26 protein-coding genes are annotated in these 14,684 nt (G+C 63.8%); 5 read left to right on the top strand and 21 right to left on the bottom strand.

Annotated elements, in window-relative coordinates; translation table 11 throughout:
• Positions 1-113 precede the first annotated feature (113 nt).
• The 9 genes from rplR to rpmC form a co-directional block, all read right to left on the bottom strand.
• Positions 114-473 (bottom strand): 50S ribosomal protein L18, encoded by a 360-nt coding sequence (gene rplR / locus PVW48_RS18940; protein WP_274582499.1) that lies wholly within the window; start codon positions 471-473, stop codon positions 114-116.
• Positions 474-484: 11 nt separating this feature from the next.
• The gene (gene rplF, locus PVW48_RS18935; protein ID WP_274582497.1) at positions 485-1,018 is read right to left on the bottom strand and encodes a 50S ribosomal protein L6; all 534 of its coding nucleotides are present in this window, start codon (positions 1,016-1,018) and stop codon (positions 485-487) included.
• A 12-nt stretch (positions 1,019-1,030) separates the two neighbouring features.
• The gene (rpsH, locus tag PVW48_RS18930) at positions 1,031-1,420 is read right to left on the bottom strand and encodes a 30S ribosomal protein S8 (protein WP_044028227.1); all 390 of its coding nucleotides are present in this window, start codon (positions 1,418-1,420) and stop codon (positions 1,031-1,033) included.
• 16 nt (positions 1,421-1,436) lie between these two features.
• Positions 1,437-1,742 (bottom strand): 30S ribosomal protein S14, encoded by a 306-nt coding sequence (gene rpsN, locus PVW48_RS18925; protein ID WP_012176977.1) that lies wholly within the window; start codon positions 1,740-1,742, stop codon positions 1,437-1,439.
• Between the two features lie 18 nt (positions 1,743-1,760).
• Positions 1,761-2,324: a 50S ribosomal protein L5 gene (rplE, locus tag PVW48_RS18920; protein WP_012176976.1), complete on the bottom strand. Its 564-nt coding sequence runs from the start codon at positions 2,322-2,324 to the stop codon at positions 1,761-1,763.
• Positions 2,324-2,629: a 50S ribosomal protein L24 gene (gene rplX / locus PVW48_RS18915; protein ID WP_274582493.1), complete on the bottom strand. Its 306-nt coding sequence runs from the start codon at positions 2,627-2,629 to the stop codon at positions 2,324-2,326. The genes rplE and rplX overlap by 1 nt, the downstream gene beginning before the upstream one ends.
• A complete protein-coding gene (rplN, locus tag PVW48_RS18910) occupies positions 2,629-2,997 on the bottom strand; it encodes a 50S ribosomal protein L14 (RefSeq protein ID WP_011567679.1) in 369 nt (122 codons plus the stop codon). Before rplN ends, rplX begins: the two co-directional genes overlap by 1 nt.
• A 73-nt stretch (positions 2,998-3,070) precedes the next feature.
• On the bottom strand, positions 3,071-3,301 hold the full coding sequence (rpsQ, locus tag PVW48_RS18905; protein ID WP_012176974.1) for a 30S ribosomal protein S17: 231 nt from the start codon (positions 3,299-3,301) through the stop codon (positions 3,071-3,073).
• A 12-nt stretch (positions 3,302-3,313) separates the two neighbouring features.
• Complete coding sequence (rpmC, locus tag PVW48_RS18900; protein ID WP_012176973.1) at positions 3,314-3,520, bottom strand: 50S ribosomal protein L29; 207 nt, start codon at positions 3,518-3,520, stop codon at positions 3,314-3,316.
• A 192-nt stretch (positions 3,521-3,712) separates the two neighbouring features.
• Between rpmC and PVW48_RS18895 the strand changes: the two genes are divergently transcribed.
• Both PVW48_RS18895 and PVW48_RS18890 read left to right on the top strand, forming a co-directional pair.
• Positions 3,713-4,333 (top strand): 2OG-Fe(II) oxygenase family protein, encoded by a 621-nt coding sequence (locus PVW48_RS18895; RefSeq protein ID WP_044027575.1) that lies wholly within the window; start codon positions 3,713-3,715, stop codon positions 4,331-4,333.
• 51 nt (positions 4,334-4,384) lie between these two features.
• Positions 4,385-4,774, top strand: a complete 390-nt coding sequence (locus PVW48_RS18890; RefSeq protein ID WP_274582481.1) for a DUF4149 domain-containing protein — start codon at positions 4,385-4,387, stop codon at positions 4,772-4,774.
• A 107-nt stretch (positions 4,775-4,881) separates the two neighbouring features.
• Here the strand turns inward: PVW48_RS18890 and PVW48_RS18885 are convergent, their stop codons facing one another.
• The 8 genes from PVW48_RS18885 to PVW48_RS18850 form a co-directional block, all read right to left on the bottom strand.
• Positions 4,882-5,112, bottom strand: coding sequence for a DUF6552 family protein (locus tag PVW48_RS18885; RefSeq protein WP_274582480.1), 231 nt, complete (start codon positions 5,110-5,112; stop codon positions 4,882-4,884).
• 149 nt (positions 5,113-5,261) lie between these two features.
• The gene (gene rplP, locus PVW48_RS18880) at positions 5,262-5,675 is read right to left on the bottom strand and encodes a 50S ribosomal protein L16 (protein ID WP_012176969.1); all 414 of its coding nucleotides are present in this window, start codon (positions 5,673-5,675) and stop codon (positions 5,262-5,264) included.
• A 13-nt stretch (positions 5,676-5,688) separates the two neighbouring features.
• Positions 5,689-6,411 carry a 30S ribosomal protein S3 gene (rpsC, locus tag PVW48_RS18875; protein ID WP_274582479.1) on the bottom strand — a complete coding sequence of 241 codons (723 nt, stop codon included), beginning with the start codon at positions 6,409-6,411 and terminating at the stop codon, positions 5,689-5,691.
• Positions 6,411-6,791 carry a 50S ribosomal protein L22 gene (rplV, locus tag PVW48_RS18870; protein ID WP_012176967.1) on the bottom strand — a complete coding sequence of 127 codons (381 nt, stop codon included), beginning with the start codon at positions 6,789-6,791 and terminating at the stop codon, positions 6,411-6,413. The genes rpsC and rplV overlap by 1 nt, the downstream gene beginning before the upstream one ends.
• A gap of 3 nt (positions 6,792-6,794) precedes the next feature.
• Positions 6,795-7,073: a 30S ribosomal protein S19 gene (gene rpsS / locus PVW48_RS18865; RefSeq protein ID WP_012176966.1), complete on the bottom strand. Its 279-nt coding sequence runs from the start codon at positions 7,071-7,073 to the stop codon at positions 6,795-6,797.
• 3 nt (positions 7,074-7,076) lie between these two features.
• Positions 7,077-7,919 (bottom strand): 50S ribosomal protein L2, encoded by an 843-nt coding sequence (rplB, locus tag PVW48_RS18860; RefSeq protein ID WP_012176965.1) that lies wholly within the window; start codon positions 7,917-7,919, stop codon positions 7,077-7,079.
• Positions 7,920-8,214: 295 nt separating this feature from the next.
• Complete coding sequence (locus PVW48_RS18855; protein WP_274582478.1) at positions 8,215-8,796, bottom strand: outer membrane protein; 582 nt, start codon at positions 8,794-8,796, stop codon at positions 8,215-8,217.
• Positions 8,797-9,494: 698 nt separating this feature from the next.
• The gene (locus PVW48_RS18850) at positions 9,495-10,346 is read right to left on the bottom strand and encodes a homocysteine S-methyltransferase family protein (RefSeq protein ID WP_274582477.1); all 852 of its coding nucleotides are present in this window, start codon (positions 10,344-10,346) and stop codon (positions 9,495-9,497) included.
• A gap of 342 nt (positions 10,347-10,688) precedes the next feature.
• Here PVW48_RS18850 and PVW48_RS18845 point away from each other — a divergent pair, with 342 nt between their 5' ends.
• From PVW48_RS18845 to PVW48_RS18835, 3 genes are all read left to right on the top strand, one after another.
• Positions 10,689-11,180 carry a YHS domain-containing (seleno)protein gene (locus tag PVW48_RS18845; RefSeq protein WP_274582476.1) on the top strand — a complete coding sequence of 164 codons (492 nt, stop codon included), beginning with the start codon at positions 10,689-10,691 and terminating at the stop codon, positions 11,178-11,180.
• A 164-nt stretch (positions 11,181-11,344) separates the two neighbouring features.
• A complete protein-coding gene (locus PVW48_RS18840; protein ID WP_012176960.1) occupies positions 11,345-11,725 on the top strand; it encodes a hypothetical protein in 381 nt (126 codons plus the stop codon).
• Positions 11,726-12,012: 287 nt separating this feature from the next.
• A complete protein-coding gene (locus PVW48_RS18835; RefSeq protein ID WP_274582475.1) occupies positions 12,013-12,366 on the top strand; it encodes a hypothetical protein in 354 nt (117 codons plus the stop codon).
• A 95-nt stretch (positions 12,367-12,461) separates the two neighbouring features.
• Here PVW48_RS18835 and PVW48_RS18830 read toward each other — a convergent pair whose 3' ends face one another.
• The 4 genes from PVW48_RS18830 to rpsJ are packed head-to-tail and all read right to left on the bottom strand — an operon-like array spanning position 12,462 to position 14,531.
• Entirely contained in the window at positions 12,462-12,758 is a 297-nt protein-coding gene (locus PVW48_RS18830; RefSeq protein WP_274582474.1) for a 50S ribosomal protein L23, read from the bottom strand.
• Positions 12,755-13,372, bottom strand: a complete 618-nt coding sequence (gene rplD / locus PVW48_RS18825; RefSeq protein ID WP_012176957.1) for a 50S ribosomal protein L4 — start codon at positions 13,370-13,372, stop codon at positions 12,755-12,757. Before rplD ends, PVW48_RS18830 begins: the two co-directional genes overlap by 4 nt.
• Positions 13,369-14,208, bottom strand: coding sequence for a 50S ribosomal protein L3 (gene rplC, locus PVW48_RS18820; protein WP_012176956.1), 840 nt, complete (start codon positions 14,206-14,208; stop codon positions 13,369-13,371). Before rplC ends, rplD begins: the two co-directional genes overlap by 4 nt.
• A 14-nt stretch (positions 14,209-14,222) precedes the next feature.
• Positions 14,223-14,531 carry a 30S ribosomal protein S10 gene (rpsJ, locus tag PVW48_RS18815; protein WP_044028221.1) on the bottom strand — a complete coding sequence of 103 codons (309 nt, stop codon included), beginning with the start codon at positions 14,529-14,531 and terminating at the stop codon, positions 14,223-14,225.
• Positions 14,532-14,684 lie beyond the last annotated feature (153 nt).

Genomic DNA, 14,684 nt, shown 5'->3' with positions numbered 1-14,684 from the left:
CGACCCCGGATCATCGAGAGAACGGCGCACCGCCCCCTGCAACTGTGCGACCGGGCCGACAGGGCCCGACCGAGTGGCAAAGATGCAGGCCGGGGATCGTCCCCGGCCCCACCTCAGAACTTCAGGCCGCCCTCGCGGGCCGCATCGGCCAGCGCCTTCACCTTCCCGTGGAAGAGGAAGCCACCCCGGTCGAAGTAGCACTCTTTGATCCCGGCCTTCTTGGCGCGCTCGGCAATCGCGGCACCCACCTTTGCGGAGGCCTCGACATTGTTCTTGCCGACGATGCCCAGGTCCTTCTCCAGGGAGGAGGCCGCGGCCAGCGTCCGGCCCTGGACGTCGTCGATCAGTTGCACGCTGATGTTCTTGCCCGAGCGATGCACCGACAGGCGCGGACGCCCGTCTGCCATCTTCTTCAGTTTGTTCCGGACGCGCAGGCGGCGCTTCAAGAACAGGTCTCTTTTGCTGTTTGCCATGTCTCGCGTCCTTACTTCTTCTTGCCTTCCTTGCGGAAGATGAACTCGCCCTTGTAGCGGATGCCCTTGCCCTTGTAGGGCTCGGGCTTGCGCCAGTCGCGGATGTTGGCCGCGACCTGGCCGACGAGTTGCTCATCGGTGCCTTCGATCACGATTTCCGTGACCTTCGGACAGGTGACCGTGACGCCCGCGGGCACCTCGTAATTCACCTCGTGGGACAGACCGAGGTTCAGCTTCAGGGTGTTGCCCTGCATCTGCGCCCGGTACCCCACGCCCTGGATTTCCAGCTCTTTCTTGAAGCCGTTCGTGACGCCGGTCACAAGATTGCCGACCATGGTGCGGGACATGCCCCACTGCTGGCGGGCGCGCTTGGACTTGCCGCGCGGCTCGATGGTGATGACGTTGTCCTCGACCTTGAGGGTAACATCATCGGTGGCGGTGAAGCTGCGGGTGGCCTTGGGCCCCTTCACTTCGATGGTCTGGCCGGACACGGAGGCGGTGACACCTGCGGGCAGCTCGACCGGTTTCTTACCAATACGGGACATCGCGGGACCTCCTTAGAAGACCGTGCAAAGCACTTCGCCGCCAACATTGGCAGTGCGTGCATTTGCATCGGACATGACGCCGCGCGGGGTAGAGACGATGGACACACCCAGGCCCTGGCGGACCGAGGGGATGTCTTTCGACCCCATGTAAACGCGACGGCCGGGCTTGGACACCCGCTTGAGCTCGCGGATCACCGGAACACCCTCGTAGTACTTGAGGCTGATCTCCAGTTCCGGGTGCTTGCTGTCCGCGACCTTCTCGTAGCCACGGATGTAGCCTTCGTCGGTCAGAACATCGAGCACCCAGGCCCGCAGCTTGGAGGCCGGTGTGCGCACGGTGGACTTGCCCCGCATCTGCGCATTCCGGATACGTGTCAGCATATCGCCGAGAGGATCGTTCATCATGTGCTAACCCTCCTTACCAGCTGGACTTCACGAGGCCGGGGATCTGGCCTGCGGAGCCGAGGTCGCGCAGGGCGATCCGGCTGATTTTCAGTTTGCGGTAATAGGCATGCGGACGGCCCGTCAGCTGGCACCGGTTGTGCAGCCGGGTCGCCGAGCTGTTGCGCGGCAGTTCCGCCAGCTTCAGGCGCGCCTTGAAGCGCTCTTCCATCGGCTTGCTGTCGTCATTCGCGATCTCTTTCAAAGCGGCGCGCTTCGCGGCGTATTTCGCCACCAGCTTCTGACGCTTCTTCTCGCGTTCGATCATTGCTTTCTTAGCCATATCAGTCTCTCCCGCGCGTCACGAGTTGAAGGGCATGTTGAAATGCTTCAACAGCGCTTTCGCTTCCGCGTCCGAAGCCGCGGTGGTGCAGATGATGATGTCCATGCCCCAGACCTCATCGACCTTGTCGAAGTTGATCTCGGGGAAGACGATGTGTTCCTTGAGCCCCAGGGCATAGTTGCCGCGCCCATCGAAGGCCGAGCCCTTCACGCCGCGGAAGTCGCGGATGCGGGGCATGGCGATGGTGATCAGGCGATCGAGGAACTCGTACATGCGGTCGCCGCGCAGGGTGACCTTGGCGCCGAGCGGCATGTCTTCACGCACCCGGAAGCCCGCGATGGACTTCTTGGCCTTGGTGATGACCGCCCGCTGACCGGCAATCGCGCTCAGGTCGTCCTGAGCCGACTTGGCCTTCTTGCTGTCCTTCACGGCCTCGGCCCCGGCGCCGATATTCAGGACGATTTTGTCCAGGCGCGGGATCATCATGTCGTTCTTGTAACCGAACTCTTCCTTCATGGCGGCGCGGATCGTCTCCGCATAGGCCGCCTTCAGGCGCGGTGTATAGGTGGCAGCGTCCAACATCAGACAACCTCCCCCGTGGTCTTGGCGAAGCGGACCTTCTTGCCGTCTTCCATGCGGAAGCCGACGCGGGTCGGTTTGCCGTTGCTGTCGACGAGCGCCAGGTTGCTCAGGTCGATCGGCATCGCTTGCGGGATGCGGCCGCCCTGGCTGTTCTGGGACTGGCGGGTGTGGCGGATGGCGATGTTCAGCCCGTCAACCACGGCCTTGCCGGTCTTCGGCGAGACGGACGAGATCTCGCCCTCCTTGCCCTTGTCCTTGCCGGCCAGCACGACGACCTTGTCGCCCTTCTTGAGTTTCGCAGCCATCAGAGCACCTCCGGCGCGAGCGAGATGATCTTCATGAAGTTCTTCGCGCGCAACTCGCGAACCACCGGCCCGAAGATCCGGGTGCCGATCGGCTCGTTGTTGTTGTTGAGGATCACGGCCGCGTTGCGGTCGAAACGGATGGCGGTCCCGTCCTCGCGACGGACCTCCTTGGCGGTGCGCACGACGACGGCCTTGCGGACGTCGCCCTTCTTCACGCGACCGCGCGGGATGGCTTCCTTCACCGAGACGACAATGATGTCGCCGACGGAGGCGTATTTACGCTTGGACCCACCCAGAACCTTGATGCACTGAACACGGCGTGCGCCGGAGTTGTCAGCGACATCCAGATTGGTTTGCATCTGGATCATGTGGTTTCTCCCGACCTTTGGAGACAGCGATGCGAGCCGCCCCAGGGTTTCGATAAATCGCGAAAGCGATGCCTCAGTTGGCGATCACTTCCCAACGTTTGGTTTTCGACATCGGCGCGCATTCCTGAATGCGGACCTTGTCCCCGACCTTGAACGCGTTCTCGGCGTCATGGGCGCGGTATTTCTTCGACTTCCGGATCGTCTTCTTCAGAACCGGGTGGGTGAAGCGGCGCTCCACGGACACGGTGACGGTCTGGGCATTCGCGTCGCTGGTCACAACGCCATTCAGAATACGCTTGGGCATGTGCGGCGCTCCTTATTCGGTCGCGGCCGCAGCGGCGGCCTTTTCGGTCAGGATCGTGGCCACCCGGGCCACATCGCGGCGCACGGAGCGCATGCGGGCAGTGTTCTCGAGCTGGCCGGTGGCCTGCTGGAAGCGCAGGTTGAAGGCTTCCTTCTTCAACGCGGCCAGCTGATCCCGCAGCTCGTCCGGCGTCTTGTCACGCAGTTCCTGGGCGTTCATCGCCATTTCCTTTTTTCAACGTCACCAGTGGGCCCCTTTTCATGCGTTGCCGCATGCCGGGTCACCTCGATTCTGGTGGAGTCCAAGATGAGAGGGCCGTATAGGCCCCCCAGAGACCCATGGCAAGCCCGCATTTCCCTGTTTTCCAAGGGGTGCGTCGGGTTGCCGACCCAGACCCGGAAAGGAAGGCCCATGCCCGCGATCACTTCTCTCTTCGTCACCCGGCTCTACCGCGCGCAACTGGCCGAGTTCGGACCCGCCCTGGACCCGGGCGAGCTGGAGAAATCCTGCCTCGTGATCGCCGAAGATGACGATGCCGGACAGGACTGGTGCGAGCAGAACGGCTATCCCGGCTACACCTCCTACGCGTCGCTCACGGACCTGCCCTGGCGCTTCCCGATCTTCGCCGATCTCGTCAAGGCGCTCGATGCCCATGTCGCCGCCTTCGCCGAGGATCTCGCCTTCGACCTCGATGGCCGCGCGCTGAAACTCGAAGACATCTGGATCAACATCCTGCCCCAGGGCGGCATGCATGCGAGCCACATCCACCCCCATTCGGTGATCTCCGGCACCACCTACGTGGCCATGCCCGAAGGCACCTCCGCCCTGAAACTCGAAGACCCCCGGTCGGCCCGCATGATGGCCGCCCCCGCACGGCTGAAAGACGCCCCCGAAGACCTGCAAACCTTCGTCTACGCCAAACCGGCCGTCGGCGATGTCCTCCTGTGGGAAAGCTGGCTGCGCCACGAGGTCCCGATGAACATGGCCGAGGAAGAACGCATCTCCGTCAGCTTCAATTACGCCTGGGCATAGACGGAGAGCCCACGCCGCCTATCTGTTCCGCGACCGGAACCGGAGGCTGTGATGACCGACCTTGTGCTCTTGATGTCCGCCACCCTGCTGGGCGGCATGGTGTTCTACAGCTTCGGCTTCGCGCCGGTGCTCTTCGCGCAACTGCCGATGGACCGGGTGCGGCCGCTGTTGCGCGGCACCTTCCCCTATTACTACCTCGCGGTGATCGGACTCTCGGCGGTCACAGCGGTCGCGGCCTGGTTCGTCTCCCCGCTAGCCGCCGGGCTCTTCGCGACGATCGCGCTCAGCACGGTCTATGCCCGCCAGATCCTGATGGCCCAGATCAACGCGGCCACGGACCGCGGCGACAAACGCGCCTTCGGAATGCTCCACGGCCTGTCAGTGGTGATCCAGCTGGTCCAGATCGGGCTGGCGGGCTGGGCAGTGGTGCTGATCGGATGAACCCGGGGCGCGGCTCCGGGCCAAGGCGCTTGCAAGCGCCTTCAGCAAGCGACTTGCAAGGCGCTTAAGCCCGTTCCAACGGGCTTGCCCCCGCCCCGCTGTCGCCGTCAGGCGTTCAGGTAGCCCACCAGCAGCGAGATGAACGCGCCCACATGGACGACCATGATCGCGCGGTCCTTCCACATCACGCCCACGGCGAACCACAGGAAGATCCCGGCAAAAAAGAACCACACGTTCCAGGGCACGAGGTTCAGCCCCGTCAGGCCGTAGCCGATCAACTGGATCACCGTGGCGATCCATTTCACGATATCCACGGGTTTGAGGGTGTCTGCGGTCATGGCAACTCCGACACGGGCTGGGAGAGACGAAGAAGCCCCCGCCGGTTGGGCGGGGGCCTTGGAATTCGGAAGGTGCGGGGCCGGGACGGTTTTCTGCGAAAACCGCCGACACCCCGCTGGTCAGAAAACGCCTTGCGTTTTCGACCGGGTCACCAGTCCTCGCGGACGACCGTGCGGGTCTTGATCGGCAGCTTCATGGCCGCCAGGCGCAGGGCCTCGCGCGCGACCGGCTCGGACACACCGTCAATCTCGAACATGATCCGGCCCGGCTTGACCTTGCAGGCCCAGAAATCGACCGAACCCTTGCCCTTACCCATCCGAACTTCGACGGGCTTGGAGGTCACCGGCAGGTCCGGGAAGATCCGGATCCAGACTCGGCCCTGACGCTTCATGTGACGCGTCATGGCCCGGCGGGCGGCTTCGATCTGGCGGGCGGTGATCCGCTCGGGTTGCAAGGCCTTCAGACCGTAGGTGCCGAAGTTCAGGTCAGACCCGCCCTTCGCCTCGCCCCGGATGCGGCCCTTGAACTGTTTGCGGAATTTCGTGCGCTTTGGTTGCAGCATCGTTCAATACTCCTCAGCGATCCCGGCGCGGACGACCGCCACCCTGGGGACGCGGGCCACCGCCTTCTTGCAGCTCGGCATGACGCCGATCGCGCGCTTGCGGATCGTGCTCCATGATCTCGCCCTTGAAGATCCAGACCTTGATCCCGATGATGCCGTAGGCCGTGGTGGCCTCGACATTGGCGAAGTCGATATCCGCGCGCAGGGTGTGCAGCGGCACACGCCCCTCACGGTACCACTCGGTCCGCGCGATTTCCGCACCGCCGAGACGCCCCGCCAGGTTTACCCGGATGCCTTGCGCGCCCATGCGCATGGCGTTCTGCACCGCGCGCTTCATGGCGCGGCGGAAGGACACCCGACGCTCCAGCTGCTGGGCGATGCTCTCGCCGACCAGGGCCGCGTCCAGCTCCGGCTTGCGGACCTCGACGATGTTCAGATGCAGCTCGCTGTCGGTCATCGCCGCGATCTTGCGGCGCAGACCTTCAATGTCCGCACCCTTCTTGCCGATGATGACACCGGGACGGGCGGTGTGGATCGTCACCCGGCACTTCTTGTGCGGACGCTCGATGATCACACGGCTGATGCCGGCCTGCTTGCATTCTTCCTTGATGAACTCGCGGATCTTCAGATCCTCGAGCAGCAGGTCACCATAGTCCTTGGTGTCTGCATACCAACGGCTGTCCCAGGTCCGGTTGACCTGAAGCCGCATGCCGATGGGATTAACCTTGTTACCCATTATGCCTGCTCCTCAACTTGACGGACCTTGATGGTGATTTCCGCAAAGGGCTTGATGATCTTGCCGAACCGGCCACGGGCCCGGGGACGCCCGCGCTTCATGGTCAGGTTCTTGCCGACCCAGGCTTCCGCAACTATCAGCTCGTCGACGTCCAGCCCATGGTTGTTCTCGGCATTGGCGATCGCGGATTGAAGGCACTTCTTCACGTCCACGGCGATCCGCTTGTGCGAGAAGGTCAGATCGGCCAGCGCCTTGTCGACCTTCTTGCCCCGGATCATCTGCGCGACGAGGTTGAGCTTCTGCGGCGAGGTGCGCAGCATGCGCGTCTTGGCCATCGCCTCGTTCTCAGCCACGCGGCGGGGATTCTTGTCCTTACCCATGACTTACTTCCTCTTCGCTTTCTTGTCCGCCGCGTGACCGTAATAGGTCCGGGTCGGAGAGTACTCGCCAAACTTCTGGCCGATCATGTCCTCGGTGACGTTCACCGGGATGTGCTTGCGACCGTTGTAGACCCCGAAGGTCAGGCCCACGAATTGCGGCAGGATGGTGGAGCGGCGCGACCAGATCTTGATCACTTCGTTGCGGCCCGACTCGCGGGTCTTCTCGGCCTTCTTGAGGACGTAAGCGTCGACAAAGGGGCCCTTCCAAACAGAACGCGTCATCTATCAGCGGCCCTTCTTCTTGGCGTGCCGCGAGCGGATGATCAGCTTGCTGGACGCCTTGTTCTTGTTGCGGGTACGGGCCCCCTTGGTCGGCTTGCCCCAGGGGGTGACCGGGTGACGCCCGCCAGAGGTCCGGCCCTCACCACCACCATGGGGGTGATCGACGGGGTTCATCACGACACCGCGCACGGAAGGACGAATGCCCTTGTGCCGGTTGCGACCCGCCTTGCCGAGGTTCTGGTTCGAATTGTCCGGGTTCGACACGGCACCGACGGTGGCCATGCATTCCTGCCGCACAAGCCGCAGCTCGCCCGAGCTCAGACGGATCTGGGCGTAGCCGCCATCGCGACCGACGAACTGGGCATAGGTGCCCGCGGCACGGGCGATCTGGCCGCCCTTGCCGGGCTTGAGCTCGATATTGTGCACGATCGTGCCGATCGGCATGCCCGAGAACGGCATCGCGTTGCCCGGCTTGATATCGGCCTTTTGCGAGGCCACCACCTTGTCGCCCACGGCGGTGCGCTGCGGGGCCAGGATATAGGCCTGCTCGCCATCGGTGTAGGTGACCAGCGCGATGAAGGCGGTCCGGTTCGGGTCATATTCGATCCGGGTGATCACGCCTTCCACGTCGAACTTGCGACGCTTGAAATCCACGATCCGGTAGAGACGCTTTGCCCCGCCACCCCGGCGGCGCATCGTGATCCGTCCGGTGTTGTTCCGGCCACCCTTCTTGGACAAACCCTCGGTGAGGGATTTGACCGGACGGCCTTTCCACAACTCGGAACGGTCGATCAGAACCAGCCCACGCTGGCCCGGCGTCGTCGGCTTATACGACTTGAGTGCCATGCTTTCTGTCTTCCGTTGTTGCGTGCCGGGTAGAACCCGGCTTCTCGGTTTGAAGGGCCCCGAAGGTCCCCATCTCGCTTGGTCGCAGGCCGGGGCTCTGCCCGGCACCAAACCAAAACCAAAGCCCCGGACGAATCCGGGGCCTTGCGGATGGGGTCTCGTACGGCAGTCAGGTCAGGGCGTCAAGCGCCACAGGCGATATCGGCCCACCGACACCCCGCAGGCCCAGCCCGCCACGCAAAAAGCCCCGCAGGAAGCGGGGCTTTGAGCCGTCGTCACGAGGGATGCGTCAACCTCAGAAGCGGTAGGCCGCCTTGATGTGAAGCGTGTTGAGGTCCACGTCGTCGAAGCTGTGGTACATGTACTCGCCCCCGACGGTCCAGTTATCGCCCACCCGGTAGTCATAGCCGAGGCCAAGGAGCCAGTTCGTATCGCTGCCGTCGATTCCGTCGAACACGTCACCGGCGCTGTCGAGGCTGCCATAGGCGATGCCCGCCGTGCCGTAGAGCAGGCCGTTGCCGATCTCCCGCCCGACGATGAGCTTCAGACGCGCGATCTCGTCAAAGCTCGCGGTGTCCCCGCCATCCTCGGTGATCTCCAGATCGGCCCAGTCGTACTGGACCTCGGGGCCGACATACCAGCCGGAGCCCACGTCAAAAAGGTAACCGGCGGTCAAACCCCCGATGAAACCATCATCATTGTCGTCGCCATCGATGGCCGCATCGATGTCGAAGTCGCCATAGGCATAGCCAAGCTGGGCCCCGATATAGCCGCCCGCCCAGAAGGGCGCGGGCGCTGGAACGGGCGCCACCATCACCGGCGCGACGGGCGCGGGCTCCGGGTTCCCCGCAAAGACGCCTCCTGCGGAAGCTGCCATGACAAGACTGATCGCAGTTGCTGTGCGGAACATTTGTTTCCCCTTTTGTATGGAAGTGTACATGTACATATTTGGTGAAAACGCGTCCCGACCCAGAAGGTTCCGCATCGCGCCCCCGCCCTGAGCACACAACCGCTCAATCCCGGCGGATCCCTGCCAAACAACGCCCTCAACCCCGGAGCGACGGGTACCGTTCCCATGCTCCAAGCCGCCGCAAACGCCTCAGACGCGCGGAGCGCCCAATGGCGCGACAGCACGTGCGCAGAAGTCAGCCCTTGACCGGTCACGCCTCGGCGTCCCGCTCAAGATCAGCCCGGCCACCGCGCCCCGATCACGCGAACATACCGCAGCAGTGATCGGTTGGTGATCCGACTTCTATTGTTGCATGCCGGATAGGTGCCCGGCCTTTTCGCTCACAGGACCCCGAAGATCCCCATCTGGTTTATCCGTAAAGTGGGGTTTCACCCCACCAATACCTGGCCCGTCCGGCAAGGCCTTACCCGACCACCACACCAAACCAAAGCTCCGGACGGATCTAGGGCCTTGCGAAGGAGATGAGGGGGAGCGGGTCAAGCGCCATGGCGGCAACACCCGACCTGATCTGAAAGCGGCTCTTTGGTCGAAACCACCGAGCATCTCATCCTTGAGGCCTTCGACCAGCCCCGGCCACGCGCGGCGCAGCCTGCAAAGTGGCAGCGTCACACTGAGGACAGGGCATCCGCAATGCACGCCATGTGACGCATATCCGTCCCGCAGCACCCTCCGAACACCCGAAGGTCCGGGTTGGCGCGACGGATCTCGGCCAACTCCTTGCCCAGCTGTACCGGGTCTCCTGCGTCCAGACTCTCAGCCTCGTCAAGCTCTGCGTGCGAACAAACCGATGCATTTGCCACGACGCCTTGCAAACGCGGATGCGCGACAAGAGCATTGGCGAAATGTGAAGGATGCGCACAGTTGACCATGAAATAATCAGCAAACTGCTCCGACTTTGCATCGACATGCCCAATCGCCTCGAGCAGTGTCGTTCCGTCCGCAAGGCACCCGTCCGTTTCAACGACAAATGACATGACGATCCGCAGCCCGGCCTCTTTCGCGGCCAGCACGCACTTCGCCGCCTCGTCGACGCGGTTGAACGTGTACCCGGTCGCGAAATCGACGGGGGTGTCCTGAAAAACCGACAGTTGCCGTGCATGATAGCTGCGCGCGTCCTCGACCGTCATCGCCGCGTCCTGAACATATGGATCCTGCCGAGGGCCGATGCAGGCCGAAAGCAGGACATCGTCCCTTTTCGCAGCTTGACGCACCTGCTCCATCACCGCCGCCGCATCCCGGTTCACGTGGTCAAGGCGGTCTGCGTCATAGCCAAGCGGAGCGGCGCGATCAACATTCGCCATCCAGGTGGGCGTGTCCAGAATGCACCCCAATTTGGCCTCGTCTGCGAGCGCGACCAAGGCCTCCATCTGCTGAGCCAAAACAAGACGTGTGTCTGCCTGTTCCAGCAACGGAAAGGATGCAAAGCCCGGCAAGTCGAGCCCGCGGTTGAAGATCAAGTCAGTGCCAGTCCCCGCATATGTGAGGAAATGCGTCTCGAAATCACTCGGTCGTTTCCGTTGCATCTCAACCACCCAATAGCCATGCGCACAGGTCTCCAAGCTACCAAGTCCGCGCAAGTTGCCAAGAGCCGGGCGGCTGGGACGACAGAAACAAGGGCTTGGCCCCGGCCCGCCCCCCCGATCACGCGCGCATGCCGTAGCAGTGATCGTTTGGTGATCCGAGTTTATTCGCTTTCCCCCCGTCCGCGCGGCAAGTCTTGACCTGCACGGACACCGTGCAACGTCGACATCTCTCAAAGCGGTCGGCGTTCGGACCATACCCCAGCGAGGAAAACCCCCATGCCCAAGACCCTGTCCCTGAACTCTCTCCGGACCGGCTTTGCCGTCGCGACCTTGGCCACCACCCTGTCCCTCGGCACCGCCTTCGCCGCCGACGAGGTGTTCATCACCGACAATGACATGAACATCGCGATCAACGGCTACGACCCGGTCGCCTACCACACTGCCGGGGCCCCCACCAAGGGCGTCGCGGAGTTCAAGGCGGAGTATGATGGGGCCGTCTACAAGTTCTCGTCGGCCGAGAACAAGGCGGCCTTCGAGGCCGATCCGGCCGCCTTCGCCCCGGCCTTCGGCGGCTGGTGCACTGTCGGCGCCTCCAAGGGCAAGAAGATCGCCACCCAGCCCGAATTCTTCGACATCGTGGACGGCCAGCTTTACCTGAACTCCTCCGAAGGCGCGCATGACCTCTACCTGCGCCAGACGACCCAGACCATCGACACGGCCACCACCAACTGGTCCGAGATCGTGAGCACGCCGGCCTCGGAGCTCTGATCCGACCAGCCACCGCAGAGAGGTCCGGGCGCGCAACACGCGCGACCGGCCTCGCCTCGGGAAGGCGCCGCAGAACGGGGACCCAGACGCAGGTTTGACTGCCGCCCAAAGGCGCGCCTAGGGTGGGGGGGAAATCTCATGTCTGTCACATCCGGAGCTTTCCCATGCGTATCCCGTCCCTGACCGCCCTCACCCTCGCCTGTCTTGCCATGGGCACCGGCCTCGCCGCCGCGGCCTGCGACGGCTCCACCGGGCGCGGATGGGCCAGCGGCAAGGGCACCGGCAGTTACGAGATGACCGGCAGCGGCCCCTGCCTGATCCCCTTCGTCGGGTTCTTCTCTAATGGCGGGCAGGATTTTACCGAGGCAACCGAGGTTTCCCTGCGCAAGGCCCCGAAATCGGGCACGGTCGGCCTGACCCGGCGCGGCATCACCTATACGCCCAACGCGGGCTTCAAGGGCCGGGACGAGTTCTGCACCATCAACCGCAGCAGCGCGGTGCCTGGCGAAACGCTCGGCGGCTGCTACACGATCACCGTCCGCTAGGCGCGCCCGTTCGACTTTTTCGAAACCTGCGTGCGGAGGTGCCCGACACTTGTCCGACACATAGCCGACAGTTGTCCGACACCGATCCGACCGAAGTTTCCCCCCAGATCCCGGCTCCCGATTCTGCGCGCCCGAGGGCACGGGATCGCGCCATCGGCGGGCGCGGCACCCGGCGCGGGGCGCGCGGCGATAGGACCAGGAATGCACAGGCCCCCGGTGCCGCGGCCCGGACTTCGCCTTGCACCCCGCGCCAAGCTGCTGTTCTATATGATGAAACAAGGAGGTGGATGATGAGATTTGTCATGGGGCTGGCGGCACTGGCGCTGGCGGGCTGCACCGCGCAGGATCTCGGCCTCGCCCCGCCCGAGGACGGGCCGATCACCCGCGCGCTGGCGGGCAAGACCCTCACCCTCGACGGCGCCCCCGAATTCCAGGTAACCTTCGCCAAAGACGGCACAATCTCCGGCTTCGCCGAAGGACGCTGGAGCGTCACCGACGGCGCCTACTGCCGTACCCTGACCGGCCCGCCCGGCATGGCCGGTACCGAATGCCCCGTGACGGAGTTGTCAGGCGACACCGTCACCTTCACCTCCTCCACCGGGCGGAGCACCTGGCGGATCTCGCCCGCACCGGACGCCTAGAGATCGCACCACACCCCAGATGCAAGAAGCCCCGGCCTGTTCAGGACCGGGGCTTCTCAATCAGGATGGAGAGCGGGGTTCCCCCCGCCACGGCCTCACAGACCGGTGGACACGTCGATGGTGTCACCCTCTTCGAGCGTCACATAGGCCTTCTTGACGTCCTTGCGCTTGCCCGGGGTGCCGCGGAAGCGCTTGGTCTTGCCCTTGGTGATCGTCGTGTTGACCGCCTTCACCTTCACACCGAAGAGCGCCTCGACGGCCTCCTTGATCTGGGGCTTGTTGCTGTCGATGGCCACTTCGAAGACCACAGCGCCGTTTTCGGACGCCATGGTGGCCTTCTCGGTGATGATCGGCTTGCGGATCACGTCGTAATGCTGTGCTTTGGCGGTCATTTCAGTCGTGCCTCCAGTGCTTCGACACCCGCCTTCGTCAACACCAGCGTGTCGCGCTTGAGGATGTCATAGACGTTTGCGCCCATGGACGGCAGCACATCGAGCGTGTCGATATTGGCCGCGGCCTTGGCGAAGCCCGCATCCACCTGCGCCCCGTCGATCACAAGCGCCCGCTTCCAGCCCAGGTTCTTGATTTGCTTGGCCAGGGTTGCGGTCTTGCCTTCGGAGGTCGCCATGTCGATCACCACAAGCTCGCCTGCCTTGGCCTTCGCGGACAAGGCGTGCTTCAGACCCAGCTTGCGGAATTTCTTCGGCAGGTCATGGGCGTGGCTGCGCGGGGTCGGACCCTTGTAGATACCACCCTTGCGGAAGATCGGCGCAGACCGCGCGCCGTGGCGTGCGCCGCCTGTGCCTTTCTGGCGATAGATCTTCTTGGTGGAGTAGCTGACTTCCGAGCGGGTCTTGACCTTGTGGGTGCCGGCCTGCGCCTTGTTGCGCTGCCAGCGGACCACGCGGTGCAGGATGTCCGCACGCGGCTCCAGCCCGAACAGGGCCTCGTCCAGCTCGACCGAGCCGGCCGCTTCGCCGTCCAGTTTGATGACGTCGAGTTTCATTCGTCACCTTCCTTCTTCTCGGCTTCGATCTGAGCCTCGGCCTGTTTCAGAGCGGCTTCCTCGGCAGCAGCCGCTTCGGCGGCCGCAGCCTCCTCAGCAGCCTTCGCTTCGGCTTCCGCCGCGGCGGCAGCTTCCTCGGCCAGACGCTTGGCCTCTTCGGCCGCGGACTTCAGCGCCGCGGGCAGGATCACGTTCTCGGGCACGGGCTTCTTCACCGCGTCCTTGATCGTCACCCAGCCACCCTTCGATCCCGGGACAGCGCCCTTGATCATGATCAGGCCGCGATCAGCATCGGTGCGCACGACCTGCAGGTTCTGCGTGGTCACCCGCGCAGCGCCCATGTGGCCGGCCATCTTCTTGCCCTTGAACACCTTGCCTGGGTCCTGGCATTGACCCGTGGAGCCGTGCGAGCGGTGCGAGATCGACACACCGTGGGAGGCCCGCAGGCCGCCGAAATTGTGCCGCTTCATCGCGCCGGCAAAGCCTTTGCCGATCGAGGTGCCGGAGACATCCACGTACTGGCCTTCGAAGTAATGATCGGCGGTGATTTCCTCACCGACATTGATCAGGTTCTCGGGCGCCACGCGGAATTCCGCAACCTTGCGCTTGGGCTCGACCGAGGCGGCGGCGAAATGGCCGCGCATGGCCTTCGTCGTCCGCTTGGCCTTGGCCGTCCCCGCGCCGAGTTGAACGGCCGAATAGCCGTCCTTCTCGGCGGTGCGCTGTGCCACCACCTGCAGCTTGTCCAGCTGCAGCACGGTGACGGGCACCTGCTTGCCGTCTTCCATGAACAGGCGGGTCATGCCCACCTTCTTTGCAATCACTCCAGAGCGCATCTGTCTTGCCCTCCTCAGACCGAAATCTGCACGTCCACACCCGCCGCGAGGTCGAGCTTCATCAGCGCGTCCACGGTTTGGGGGGTCGGATCGACGATGTCGAGAAGACGCTTGTGCGTGCGGATCTCGAACTGGTCGCGGGACTTCTTGTCCACGTGCGGACCACGGAGAACCGTGAACTTCTCGATCTTGTTCGGGAGCGGGATCGGCCCGCGCACCTGGGCACCGGTCCGCTTGGCGGTGTTGACGATTTCCTGGGTGCTGGCGTCCAGCACACGGTAATCGAACGCCTTGAGACGGATGCGAATGTTCTGGCTTTGGATGGCCATTGTCATTGCCTTTCGCGGCTTGAGATTGAGAGGAGGAGCGGCGGGTTACGCCGCCCCTCGTCGAACCTGTCGGGCGGGATCCTGTCCCGCCCTGCTGGTCATGGTTACTCGATGATCTTCGACACGACGCCTGCGCCGACGGTGCGG

This window comes from Dinoroseobacter sp. PD6 (assembly GCF_028807315.1).
GTDB classification, from domain to species: domain Bacteria; phylum Pseudomonadota; class Alphaproteobacteria; order Rhodobacterales; family Rhodobacteraceae; genus Dinoroseobacter; species Dinoroseobacter shibae.
The sequence above is the reverse complement of the archived record's forward strand: the minus strand, read 5'-3'. Positions and strand labels throughout refer to the sequence as shown.